This is a genomic window from Metabacillus dongyingensis (assembly GCF_019933155.2).
In the GTDB taxonomy this organism is placed as follows: domain Bacteria; phylum Bacillota; class Bacilli; order Bacillales; family Bacillaceae; genus Bacillus_P; species Bacillus_P dongyingensis.
The window spans coordinates 612411-624593 of sequence record NZ_CP082944.1; the positions used below are offsets into that span (position 1 = coordinate 612411).

Below are 12183 nucleotides of genomic sequence, written 5' to 3' on the forward strand. Positions count from 1 at the left end.
TGGTTAAAGATGAAAACAAACAATAAATATTTGGCGATTTTTCAGGAGTTATCAGACAGGATTAAACAAGGACTTGTAAAAGTGAATGAAACCTTGCCTTCTGAAAACGAGCTCGCTGTGCAATATGAGACTTCAAGGGAAACGATTCGCAAGGCCCTTAATCTCCTTGCCCAAAATGGGTACATTCAAAAAGTTAAAGGTAAAGGATCAATTGTTCTCGATGTAACGAAAATGAGTTTCCCTGTTTCGGGTCTCGTTAGTTTCAAAGAGCTTTCGCAGAACTTAGGACGAACCTCTCAAACAACAGTTGAGAAATTCGGCCTCATCAAGCCAGGCGATTTTATCATGCAGCAGCTGAACCTCGGTGCCCGTGACGAAGTCTGGGAGGTTGTACGCTCAAGAAAAATTGATGGCGAGAACATCATCCTTGATAAGGATTATCTCAATCGCAGGCACATTCCTTTTTTAACAAAGGAAATATGCGAAGACTCAATCTACCGCTACATTGAAGAAGAATTGAAATTAAAGATCAGCTTTGCAAAAAAAGAAATTGTTGTGGAAGAGTGCACAGAGGAAGATTATCAGTATTTGGATTTAAAAAATTTCCAGCATATTGTCGTTGTGAAAAATCACGTTTATCTGGAAGATACAAGTCTGTTTCAGTACACAGTATCACGCCACAGACTTGATAAATTCAGATTTGTTGATTTTGCGAGAAGAGGACATTAAAAAAGCCAGGCTTAATTGCCTGGCTTTTTTTAGTGGAAGCATATATGCAGAGTTTGTTGGCAGAAGACTGATAAATTGGCGATTTAAACTGATAAAATTGTAATATGGACTGATAAATTTGCAATATAGACTGATAAAATGTGCAATATTATGTATCTGGTTAAAAGTAAATTTGAGGAGATATGAAATCAACCGGAATGGTTAGAAAAATTGATGAGTTATGGAGAATTGTAATCCCGGCTGAATGACGAAGAAATTTAGGAATTGAAGTTAAAGATCCCATCAGGATTTATACAAATAATGACGGTATGGCTTTGAAGAAGTATACTCAAAATTATGTATTTTGTATGAGCAATGAGAATATTCATCAAGATTGTTTTATGATTCTTGCGTTGAAGATTTAATTGGTTCCTCAATAACTAAATGAGTAGGTGCGGATAGTACCGTGTAACAGGAGATCTTAACTTAAAGGTCTCCTGTTTTTAATGCTATCTGTAGGTATTTAGAATTATTGTATGGTAATATTGTCCATTCTATTGTACTATTAATATGTTCTTAATAACGAATAAAGGAGAGGTAAATTTTGCGCAAAAAAGGTGTTTTTTCATTAGTGGCTGCAGGTCTATTAGCTTCATCATTGTCTGTAGGTGCTGTAAAGGCTGAAGGAAACGAGTACGAACTGTCAAAGAAGAGTATTGAAGGTCAAATTGAAAAACCACTTAATAAAGGCATCATTGATTCACGCACATTTAATCAGCTTGAAAAAGAAGTAAAAGGATCTCAATCCTACTTAACAAAAAGTTTGAATAAAATGGGAGTTATGAGCAGCGCCGCTGCCAGTGATGAAGAGTATTTGCTTGAAAAGGAATACAATGATACTTTTAATACCGCAAATTCCACATCGTATGATAAGCCAACAATAGGACAATTGCTTCCTTTATATGATGTAGATTTTCATAAAGTAGTCGTACCAGTGAATGGGATTTTACTAGTAGCTGGAGCCGCTAATTCATATGCGATTGATTTAGCATATGCTGCTGTGCAAAAAGATTTTGTTGAGAATGATAAATTAGTATATTTAGGTTCTGAATATGAAGATGGAGTTGAGTACCAGGCATACCAGGCTAAGGGTGGCACATACTACGTAGGCGTTTTCGACAATGATAACGATTACTATGATGATAATACAGAAGAAGACTTATATGCACTCGCAACTGCATTCGTAGACAATGTGGCTCCAAACAAGCCAACTGTTAACAAGGTAGACAATAATGACAAAGTTGTAACCGGCAAGGGTGAATCTGGTGCCACGATTACTGTTAAAAATGGAAATACAGTAGTTGGCTCTGCTAAAGCTGCATCTAATGGTAATTTCACAGTTAATATGGCCGTTCAAAAAGCTGGCACAAAATTGATAATCACAGCTAAGGATAAGGCAGGAAATGTGAGTGCAAGTGTGTCAGTAACTGTCGTAGATGTTGTTGCTCCAAGTAAACCAACTGTTAATAAAGTTGATAATAATGACAAAGTTGTAACCGGTAAGGCGGAAGTTAACTCTACAGTTACAGTTAAAAACGGAAATACAGTGCTAGGAACGGGAAAGACACCATCTAATGGTTCTTTTTCTGTTACTATACCTGTTCAAAGACCAGGTGCGAAATTAACGATTACTGCTAAAGATGGCGCAGGAAATGTAAGCTCAGCTGCATCCGTAACAGTTGGAGATGTTATTGCACCTAGTAAACCAACTGTTAACAAGGTAGATAATAATGACAAAGCTGTAACCGGCAAGGCAGAGTTTAACTCTACAATTACGGTAAAAAGCGGAAACACAGTGCTAGGAACGGGAAAGACACCATCTAGTGGTTCTTTTTCAGTTACTATACCTGTTCAAAAAGCAGGTGCGAAATTAACGATTACAGCTAAAGACGGCGCAGGAAATGTAAGCTCAGCTGCAACTATTGTAGTAGTAAAACATTAAAAAAAAATAGGGCATCTGATGGCACTTTACATCATTTCATAACAGCTAGAAAGCCATGAAGAATAAAAAAGAGCAGCCATTTGGCTGCTCTTTATTTTTCATCATCTATTTCACCATATCCGCCAATTTCAAAATCAGCTCGATAATCTACCATGACAGAATACTTTTTGTCTTTCTCATTTTTTACATATCCATTCACAAATGCAACTCCAACATCTTCTTTTGTTATCTGCACATCTGTAACAACAAAGTCTATGTCTTCTTCTACAAGCATATACTCGGAAGCAATATTCGAAGCTGTTTCTTCAATATATTTTTTATCCATTCCTGCCTCTTTGTTGCACCCGGCGATCAGTACTAAAGAAATAAAAAAACATGTTTTTATGTGATTTCTCATCGTTTTCGCCCCAAGGTATTGGAAAATTTTATAATGTGATTATATCATAGTGATGAGGTGAGACAATGGATACAGATAGAATAAGAGACGAATTGTATCATAGGTTGAGCCGGTTCGCATACAATGACAAGCACATCATTGAATTCAACTTAAGATTTGAAGATGGAAACCAACCAGAGCTGGAAAATCACTGGCGAAAACCAATTCTTGCTTAATGATGAAGACACTGGACTTTCAAAAAATAATCCGAATCATCAGAAATGGCTGGAAGACTAAATGCTATAATTAATGAAGGTGAATAAAGGGAGGGGGAATTCGCTGATAAATAAGACTAGAATTTTCATTATTTAATAGATTCGATATAGAAGTAAATCCCTGAGTTTTTGTCGATATGTGGCGTAGTACTACCATTTTCTGTATCTATAGTCGGATTTTGTTCTTTCGTGTACCCTGTATATGCGATAAATTTCTTGCCCGATTGGGTTTGAGTCTCAAGACTTATTTTGGTAGCTTTCTCTGGATGACTATTATACTTAACGAGAACACCTGCATCAGCTCTATACCATGCGTACTTTCCTTCATTCTTGCTTATACTTGAAACTTCAATTACTATTCCTTCTTTTGCTTTTCTCTTATAAAAAATAATAGTTTCTCCGTTCTCTTCTATTTCTCCAATTATGTCTTCCTGGCTTATTTCTTCTTCTTTTATGCCATGTTCAATTGAATCCTCTTTAGTTTTAAACCTTTTCAGTTGATTGCCTTCATCACTCGCTAACGCAGAACATCCAGTAAGTGCAAGCATGGCTATTACAAAAGTTAAAACAGCTTTCATTTTAAAACTCCCCCTTTAAGAAAAGATGTCATATATACATGATACAATTTGGTTGACAAAAATTACAGTATCCGGAAATTATTTTCTTACAGTACAAGTTTGCATTTAATAATGCAAAAAAAGAAGCTATATCTTTTTCTGATCTAAGCTCCTAAAGTGAGTATTAAAATCAAACGAAGCTGCATTTGACAAAAAAACACTGGTGTTTAAAATCGCAATCTCTTTGCGCGCTTTTCTGTAATTACATGCTTCCATCAGCGGCCCTGACTTTTCCGTTTTACTATCCTGGAGATGCAACTCAGCAAGTCTTTGATTTGCCATCTAAATAGACTGATCATGCTTTTCCTGCACATCCGCCCATTCATTTTAGGCTTCGACCACTGTAACATCAATGCAGGAGCTGACAGGTCTCCGATTCTCCCTCCGATCTCAACAACTTTTTGCTTCCACAACTTATTCAACCTGATTTCTGTCATTTTACTGTTAGCAGTCACAGACCCCAAAGTTTCAATTGCTCTGCATAATTAAAAAAACTTTTACAGAACTTAAAACAGCAGCTTTACATTTTTCACCTATGATGAAAGAGAATAATATGATGGAAAAAAGGGAAGTGAAGGTGATTCCATGTGGATTATTGTTTGTTCCATACTCGCCGTTTTATTAACTATCCTCGCTGTGTCCTGCTTTTTCAGCAGCATGATTACCGTTCCTAGAAAAGTGGCATACGAAAAAACGTATTTGCTTGGAGTAGAGAGCGGTGAAATCAATACTGATATTTTTGAAAGCGCTCAAAAAGAAGAGTGGTTTATCGACTCTTTTCATGGCTATCAAATTCACGGAATGTGGTTTCCTGTATCTGAGAGCAAAAAAGCCATCATTATCGCACATGGAATTACCTGGTCTCTGTTTGGGAGCTTCAAATATGTAGAAATGTTTCAAAAAAGGGGATATCACGTGCTCCTATGCGATCACCGTTTTCATGGTTTGAGCGGAGGAGATCACACATCTTTCGGTTATTATGAAAGTGATGACTTAAAAGCATGGGTGGACTGCCTTTATGAAAAACTGGGGAAAGATGCTTTTGTAGGGATTCTTGGGGAATCACTTGGAGCAGCTTCTGCCCTGCAATATGTAAAAAAAGATCCAAGAGTCGCGTTTTGCATCTCGGATTGTGCATTCAGCGATCTGACGGAATTGCTGAAAACAAGGCTCAGAATTGATTTTAAGGTTAAGTTTTACCCGCTGATTTCCTGGACCAGTCTTGTAACAAAGTTTCGCTACGGCTGGGGATTTGAAGAAATAAAGCCTGCCCGGGACCTTGAACATACGAAAACGCCGATTCTTTTTATTCATGGAAAAGAAGATCATTTTATCCCGATGAAAATGACGCTTGATATGTATCATTTGAAAAAGGGAATAAAGCAGCTGTATTTAGTTCCAAAAGCAGGGCATGCCCAGGCTTTTTTAACAGATCCTAAAGGATATGAGAGAAAAGTTCTGGAGTTTATTTCAACTATAGAAGAGTATAAAGAGAGTGCAGCGGAGATGATTTAAGGTTGAGCATGATCAGAAGGGTCTTTCAGCAATTTACTCCATAAAATAACCCCTTCTCGTTTTGAGAAGGGGCTTTTCTTCATTAGGTATTCCCTAACCGGCGTCTTTGAATGAAGTAAAAAATGCTTCCTGCAAGCAAAATGACTAAGCCTGTCAGGATGATGTTGAATGAGCTTGTTGCTGTGTGAGGAAGTCCGTTTCCTCCGCCATTGTGATTGCCTTTATCAGGGGTGTTTCCTTGTCCTGGGCTGCTGCCGCTGCCAGGATTGTTTCCATTCCCGGAACCATTGCCAGGATTACTTTTATCATCTGATTCCAAGACAGTAAACTCGCTGAAATGGCTTGTAGACCCATAAACAGCCCCGTCTTCATAAGCTCCATCCAGTTCTGTAAGTTTTTCTTTTTCACGGTCCACGTAGTAGACTCGAGGATTTTCAGCCTCTTCAACGAAGAAGGCAATCGCTACTTCCTCTTTGAATTTAGTCAGTGCTTGACCATCTTGAGTGAGCAAAAAGTCATATGTGTCTGTTAATGCATCGTCAATTTCTTCCGTTTTTGCAAATGAAATACTCGTTTCTTTTTCTTCAAGATTTGAAAGCGGAATATCAAGTCCGACAGCTTCATTATTGAAAGACAGACTGGAATCTTTCGCTTTTAATGCTGCGATTTGGCTGCTTGTGAACTTCAGTTCAACTGCATCAAATTCAGATGTTCCGAAAAGGTCAATCAGGACCTCATTTGTATGTTCAACATAAGGAATGAAAGTATCATCAAATGTAATCGTTGCTTTATTATCTTGAACATCAACTGAAGGTGTGAAATATTCCATAATGCGTCCTTCAATTTCTGGCTGAACGGATTTTTTTGCTTCAAGCTGCTCAAGGAATACTTCATAATCTACGAAGAAAAGATCTTCAGCATAAGAGGCTTCCTTAAAGACATCATATCCGTCACCGCCGGCACCCATAAATCCATTTGTTGCAATACGGTATGATTTTTCCAGCTCTATAGCAGAGAAGGTACCATCTTCATTCTCAACTTGAACATCCATTATTCTCTCTCCTGCAGGAAGACCTTTAGAGAATGAGAATTTAACTCCAGCAACTTGAGGGAACTGTCCTTTTCCTTCTTCTGCCGCACTTACTCCGTGCTCAAGAGCTTCGATAATTTGCTCCCCTGTTATGTCAAGAACAAATAATGTATTTCCGAAAGGCATGACGGTCAATACTTCTCCGAGGGTAATATCACCTTCGTTGATGGATTCACGGATTCCTCCGCCGTTTGTAATCGCGAGCTGAGCACCTTTTGCTTCTTTCGCTTTTGCAAGCATTCCATCAGCTATCAGGTTTCCAAGGTTTGTTTCTTTAGAACGGACGTTTTCGCGTTTTCCGTCCAGAGCAACTTTTGTATGTCCGACTACTTTATCTTTAAAGCTGTTAATCTCTTCTTTGTAGCCATCCAGCAATGCTTTTGCTTCAGGATCTTCTGCTATTGTTTCATCGATGGCAATCAGTTCTGTACTTGATTCAGCAGGAACAACTAAACCATCTTTGTTAAAGGCAACATCAAGTTTACCGAGGAACTTGCCGTAATCCTGCACTTGGGCAACGATCGTAGGCGTTTCATCCTGATCTACGACTTTTAATGTATCGACTAGTGTATGTGTGTGGCCGCCGATAATCACATCAATTCCTTCAACCTTCTCTGCAAGCTCAAGGTCTTTCTCGTATCCAAGGTGAGTAAGAGCAATTATCTTATCGACTTTTTCTGTTTCTGTAATGGTCTTTATTGTTGCTTCAGATGCTTTGATTGCATCATTGAATACAATGTTTTCACCAGGGCTTGAAGCTTCAGGCGTATCTTCTGTGGTCAGACCGTAGAGAGCAACCTTCTCCCCATTCACATCAAGAATGACGTACGGATAGATAACACCATCTTTTTTCGAAGGAAAGTCTTTAGGATCTTTTACTAGATCACTCAATTTTGATTCGTTGGCCACATCTACATTGGAACTGACAATCGGGAACTTCGCTTTTTCAATAAAAGCTCGTAATACTTCAGGTCCTTTGTCAAACTCATGATTTCCAAACGTCATTGCATCATATTGCATCATGTTCATAAATTCAACATCGGCAAGTCCGTTCCATCTAGTAAAATATAAATCTCCTGAGAATACATCGCCGGCATCTAATAGAATGCTGTTTTCTTCTTTTGCACGAATTTCTTTTACTTTTGCAGCACGTCGGGCGGCGTTATCCAGATGTGCATGTGTGTCGTTCGTGTGCATAACAGTTAACTTCCAGCTGTCTGCAGGAGGCGTGACTTCGCCGCCTTTTAAATCAAGGGAATACTTTGCAAACCCATCAGCTGCTTCTCCTGCATATCGGATATTTTTCGTTTTTTCGGCAAAATCCCTTGCAGCCGGAGTTGACTCAAATACAACTTCAGCTTCTCCCTTAATTGGAGCAATGGACCAGTTTCCGTCAGCAGAAGGGTTGATTGTCTGTTCTTCTGTAATATAGTTCATTAAGGCCTGACGGTTTTCATCAGCTGAAATGTACGCAATATTTTCCGGCTTCATGTTAGGGAATCCGCCGCCTCCGGAAGCACGGTAGTTATTCGTGACAATTAAAAACTCTTGCTCCGGATTAACTTCCTTGCCTTCATATTGGAAGTTAACAATTCTGCTTGAATCAGCGTTTATCACTTTTCCATCTGCCGAGTATTTAGCGGGCTTTGTCACATCAATTTGATAGGTAACGCCGTCAATGACATCAAAGTTATAAGATCTGAAGTTTGCATCAAGCAATGCCTGTTCGCCTGTTTTAGCAGGATCAATCTGATTAAATTGTCCGGCAGACATCTCTAGCCATTCCTTTACTTGAGATCCGTTCAGCTTTATGATCTGCACAGTATTGTCGTAAAGGTATAGATCACCGATATTTTTGATGGCCAAATCGCCTTTTGCAATATTTGTGTAATAGTCAACACCGTTGCGTCCGCCGGCTTTAAACGGTGCAGCAGCGGAAAGGATCGGCAGCCCCTGTAACTTAGGGTTTTCAGCAGCGATTTTTTTCGCATACCATTTTTGAGCATCGTTCACAATTTGCACAGAAGGATCATCCTGGACTAAAGCAAAGAAGCTGTTAATGGGTGCTTCTGTCGTTCCAACTGCTTTTCTTACATAGTTAAGAGTACTTTCGTGAGTTGATTTGATTGTATTTACGATTTCTTCATCTTTAGTTGTGACAGAAGTGATTGGAGCTGCAGTTGACTGAGAATCAGTAACCGTCCATTTTCCGTCTTTTTGTCCTAATTTCAAATCGATTAAACCTAAGTGGCTTCCCCAGTTTTTAGGCATGACTACCGGGATGCCGTTTACTGTCCCTTTAGCATTGTCGATTTCAGCAATTCCATTGTACTTTTTGTCTCCGGGGAAAAGACCATGCTGATGACCTGATACGATTGCATCTATGCCTGGTACTTCTTTTGCCAAATCAAAGACCATATTTTCAGATCCTGCAGCCTGCGAAGCCGTCTCTATTCCAGTGTGAGCCATGACAACAATTAAGTCTGCACCTTTTGCTTTCATTTCAGGTATGACCGTTTTGGCTATTTCAACTATGTCTTTTGTGACAACTTTTCCTTCAAGATGCTTCTTGTCCCAAACGTTGATTTGGGGAGGGACGAAGCCGGTATATCCAATTTTAACGGTATGCTTATTGCCGGTATTATCAATAAGTTCTTTTTCTTTAATAGCGTATTGTTTGAAATAAGGCTTGTCAGTTTGAGCATCAAAAACGTTTGCACTTACTACAGGGAAGTTTGTCCCTTTGAGAGAGCCGTTAAGATAGTCTAATCCGTAATTGAACTCATGATTTCCAAGCGTGCCTGCATCATACTGAAGGGTGTTCATTGCGTCGAAAATAGGATTTGTTTTAGTGCCGGCTGCTATATCAGCACCTAAATTTTTATAAACATATTCACCCAGCGGGTTCCCTTGAATAAGATCTCCGTTATCTACTAAAATACTGTTTTTTGCACTTTTTCGGTATTCATCAATTAAAACAGCTGTGCGGGCTAATCCGTAGCTCGCCGTTTCTTTATCTGAATAGTAGTCATAGTCCATAATGTGGGCATGAATATCGGTAGTTTCCATCAAACGCAGATCAATTGAGGGAAGCTCCTCAGCAGCTGCATTTAATGCCGGGAAGGGGAGAACACTGAGTAAAACAAGGAAAGCAGCAAATGAATTGAATAATTTCTTGCCAAATGTATGGCTTGTTTTTCTTTTCACAAACATCCACCTTTCAGTATTTTTCACAACATTTAAATTTTATAAATTTTTTGTCTATAAATCTATGAGTATTTTGTCATTTATTGTTAAAATAAAGTAAAGATTTACAAAACTTTGTATTTACATTTACCGTCTTTTTATGGATATAAATGACCTGTTATTGAAGATTTTTTTGTCTTTTGAAAATGGTTCGTGGTTAAAAAGTACTTGTATTTTTATAAAAATTTTCATTCTTTACACTAGCAGCCTTCATAATTCGACAAGAGCAACTATTCCTGTCATATGTTTTGTTTCTTTTACAAAGGGTAGATTAAAAAGTGTTAACAAGTAGAGGAGGTTCTAGGAGATGAGTAAAAAAATTGCTGTTGTTGTAACGGATCATTTTGAGGACTCTGAATATACGGAGCCTGCAAAAGCTTATCAAGAAGCTGGTCACCAATTGACTGTTATCGAAAATGAAAAAGGCAAAACAGTAAAAGGGAAACAAGGACAGGAAACAATCAAGGTAGATGCATCGATTGCTGAAGTAAATGCGGATGACTTTGATGCGCTGTTTATTCCAGGAGGTTTTTCACCGGATATCCTGCGCGCTGATGATAAGTTTGTCACATTCACGAAAAAATTCATGGATGATAACAAACCGGTCTTTGCTATTTGTCATGGTCCGCAGCTGCTCATTACAGCAGAAACGCTTAAGGGGAGAGATGTGACTGGATATAAATCAATTGCCGTTGATTTAAAGAATGCCGGTGCAAATTTCCATGATAAAGAGGTTGTCGTATGCGGAAATCAGCTGGTGACAAGCCGCACGCCTGATGATCTGCCTGCTTTTACACGTGAATCGTTGAATCTATTAAAATAAATAAAAGAATAGCCCGCGCAGAAGGCGCAGGGCTATTTTTTATCTTCCAGATCTGGATTCTCCGCATTGGGGAGCGGATCTACATTTATAGCATCTTCTGTGTGAATCGCAGTCTTAAGTGAATAAACAACAAAAACAATACAAGTAATCAATAACAGGAATAAAACAATTGTTGCAAACCACCACATTGCAGCCATTTTTCAGCCCCCTTTGTACACATATATGCAAAAGGGGACGTGCTGAGAATCTTTTTTATTCTTTTTAGAAAGGAAAGTCCGATTTAAACTTTGCGGAGGTTTCCTAGTTCTTCAACAATAGCCTGCATTTCATTGGGTGAAAATGTATTCTTCTTCATGACTAAATCGTATATATCCTTCAATTCTTCATACATTTCTTCGTCAAAATGTGACGGTTTAATCGCTCCAATGTTAATGACGCGCAGTTTTTCTTTAATTTGTTCAATCATGTATTCTACATTTTCCACTGATTTTTCTGATAGATTATTCAACTGCATTCATCCTTTCAAACTTTCCCATTTAAGTATTATTTATTGTAACATGTTTTATGTAAATAAAAGATGCTAATTATAAAATCACTTGTGTAAAGAATAGAGAAATGTACCATAAACAGAGCAAGAGGAAACATACATATAATAAAGCTTGGTTTTTACGGCACATTGTCTTAATCGCAGGAGGAAAATGATGATTAAAGTAGTATTTGTTTGTTTAGGGAATATATGCCGATCCCCGATGGCAGAAGGAATAATGAGGCACTTAATTGATGAGCAAGGGCTAAGCAGGGCTATTGTGACAGATTCAGCCGGAACAGGAGACTGGCATATCGGCCATCAGCCCCACGAAGGAACAAGGAATATTCTTGATCATCACAAAATCGGGTATGAAGGGATACAGGCAAGAAAGGTGACCCTTGATGATCTTCTGGAAGTCGATTACATTATTGCGATGGACAATGAAAACCTTGGTTACTTAAGAAGGCTTGCGGGCTACTCCAAAACCGGCTTTGTCGGAAGGTTAATGGACTTTGTGCCGGATTCAGATCTGGCAGACGTACCGGATCCTTATTTTACAGACAACTTTGAAGAGGTTTACGAAATGGTGTACACAGGATGTTCTCATTTGCTTGCGTGTATTAAAATAGAACATAACTTATAAGAAGAGGGGTTATTTCAGATGAGTAATGAATCGAACAGTTTGTTTCTAAAAGGCTTATTCGCCGGTGCAGCGGTTGGAGGAGCACTTACTCTTCTCCATAAGCCGACAAGAGATCAGTTTGTCGCACAGGGAAAATCCTTAAAAGACAAAACAGCCCTTTATATTGAAAATCCATCTCTATTGACAGAAGAGATTAAACAGCAAATTGATCAGGCAAAAAACGTGATTCAGGAAGCTAAAGAAGATATTGAATTTATCAATGAAAAAATAAATGAACTAAAAGAAACAGCGCCTCAAATGATTGAAATGATAGAAGAAACAAAAGAAAGGTTTATAACAGATCAAAAAGAGAGGTGAAT

11 protein-coding genes are annotated in these 12183 nt (G+C 38.4%); 6 read left to right on the forward strand and 5 right to left on the reverse strand.

Annotated features, from left to right (window positions below; translation table 11 throughout):
* Positions 1 to 9: 9 nt before the first annotated feature.
* Positions 10 to 729 carry a trehalose operon repressor gene (treR, locus tag K8L98_RS03175; RefSeq protein ID WP_223439636.1) on the forward strand — a complete coding sequence of 240 codons (720 nt, stop codon included), beginning with the start codon at positions 10 to 12 and terminating at the stop codon, positions 727 to 729.
* Between the two features lie 583 nt (positions 730 to 1312).
* Positions 1313 to 2710, forward strand: a complete 1398-nt coding sequence (locus K8L98_RS03185) for an Ig-like domain-containing protein (protein WP_243550994.1) — start codon at positions 1313 to 1315, stop codon at positions 2708 to 2710.
* 91 nt (positions 2711 to 2801) lie between these two features.
* On the opposite strand, the gene K8L98_RS03190 is transcribed toward K8L98_RS03185, so the two are convergent.
* Both K8L98_RS03190 and K8L98_RS03195 read right to left on the reverse strand, forming a co-directional pair.
* Positions 2802 to 3107, reverse strand: a complete 306-nt coding sequence (locus K8L98_RS03190; protein WP_223439641.1) for a hypothetical protein — start codon at positions 3105 to 3107, stop codon at positions 2802 to 2804.
* Between the two features lie 343 nt (positions 3108 to 3450).
* Positions 3451 to 3939 (reverse strand): hypothetical protein, encoded by a 489-nt coding sequence (locus K8L98_RS03195; protein WP_223439643.1) that lies wholly within the window; start codon positions 3937 to 3939, stop codon positions 3451 to 3453.
* Positions 3940 to 4563: 624 nt separating this feature from the next.
* Between K8L98_RS03195 and K8L98_RS03200 the strand changes: the two genes are divergently transcribed.
* Positions 4564 to 5493 (forward strand): alpha/beta hydrolase, encoded by a 930-nt coding sequence (locus tag K8L98_RS03200; protein WP_223439645.1) that lies wholly within the window; start codon positions 4564 to 4566, stop codon positions 5491 to 5493.
* A gap of 82 nt (positions 5494 to 5575) precedes the next feature.
* Here K8L98_RS03200 and K8L98_RS03205 read toward each other — a convergent pair whose 3' ends face one another.
* Entirely contained in the window at positions 5576 to 9790 is a 4215-nt protein-coding gene (locus tag K8L98_RS03205) for a bifunctional 2',3'-cyclic-nucleotide 2'-phosphodiesterase/3'-nucleotidase (RefSeq protein WP_223439647.1), read from the reverse strand.
* A 346-nt stretch (positions 9791 to 10136) separates the two neighbouring features.
* Between K8L98_RS03205 and K8L98_RS03210 the strand changes: the two genes are divergently transcribed.
* Positions 10137 to 10652, forward strand: coding sequence for a type 1 glutamine amidotransferase domain-containing protein (locus K8L98_RS03210; RefSeq protein WP_223439649.1), 516 nt, complete (start codon positions 10137 to 10139; stop codon positions 10650 to 10652).
* Positions 10653 to 10684: 32 nt separating this feature from the next.
* On the opposite strand, the gene K8L98_RS03215 is transcribed toward K8L98_RS03210, so the two are convergent.
* A complete protein-coding gene (locus K8L98_RS03215) occupies positions 10685 to 10849 on the reverse strand; it encodes a hypothetical protein (RefSeq protein ID WP_223439651.1) in 165 nt (54 codons plus the stop codon).
* Between the two features lie 83 nt (positions 10850 to 10932).
* The gene (locus K8L98_RS03220; protein ID WP_083328402.1) at positions 10933 to 11160 is read right to left on the reverse strand and encodes a DUF1128 domain-containing protein; all 228 of its coding nucleotides are present in this window, start codon (positions 11158 to 11160) and stop codon (positions 10933 to 10935) included.
* A 193-nt stretch (positions 11161 to 11353) separates the two neighbouring features.
* Between K8L98_RS03220 and K8L98_RS03225 the strand changes: the two genes are divergently transcribed.
* Together K8L98_RS03225 and K8L98_RS03230 are read left to right on the forward strand one after the other, a co-directional pair.
* A complete protein-coding gene (locus K8L98_RS03225; protein ID WP_223439653.1) occupies positions 11354 to 11824 on the forward strand; it encodes a low molecular weight protein-tyrosine-phosphatase in 471 nt (156 codons plus the stop codon).
* An 18-nt stretch (positions 11825 to 11842) separates the two neighbouring features.
* On the forward strand, positions 11843 to 12181 hold the full coding sequence (locus tag K8L98_RS03230; RefSeq protein ID WP_223439655.1) for a YtxH domain-containing protein: 339 nt from the start codon (positions 11843 to 11845) through the stop codon (positions 12179 to 12181).
* Positions 12182 to 12183 lie beyond the last annotated feature (2 nt).

What these genes read in the sequence shown, in the direction of transcription:
- treR (WP_223439636.1), top strand. Translation starts at nt 10, where the DNA reads ATGAAAACAAACAATAAATATTTGGCGATTTTTCAGGAGTTATCAGAC.
- K8L98_RS03190 (WP_223439641.1), bottom strand. Translation starts at nt 3,107, where the DNA reads ATGAGAAATCACATAAAAACATGTTTTTTTATTTCTTTAGTACTGATC.
- K8L98_RS03195 (WP_223439643.1), bottom strand. Translation starts at nt 3,939, where the DNA reads ATGAAAGCTGTTTTAACTTTTGTAATAGCCATGCTTGCACTTACTGGA.
- K8L98_RS03200 (WP_223439645.1), top strand. Translation starts at nt 4,564, where the DNA reads ATGTGGATTATTGTTTGTTCCATACTCGCCGTTTTATTAACTATCCTC.
- K8L98_RS03210 (WP_223439649.1), top strand. Translation starts at nt 10,137, where the DNA reads ATGAGTAAAAAAATTGCTGTTGTTGTAACGGATCATTTTGAGGACTCT.
- K8L98_RS03215 (WP_223439651.1), bottom strand. Translation starts at nt 10,849, where the DNA reads ATGGCTGCAATGTGGTGGTTTGCAACAATTGTTTTATTCCTGTTATTG.
- K8L98_RS03225 (WP_223439653.1), top strand. Translation starts at nt 11,354, where the DNA reads ATGATTAAAGTAGTATTTGTTTGTTTAGGGAATATATGCCGATCCCCG.
- K8L98_RS03230 (WP_223439655.1), top strand. Translation starts at nt 11,843, where the DNA reads ATGAGTAATGAATCGAACAGTTTGTTTCTAAAAGGCTTATTCGCCGGT.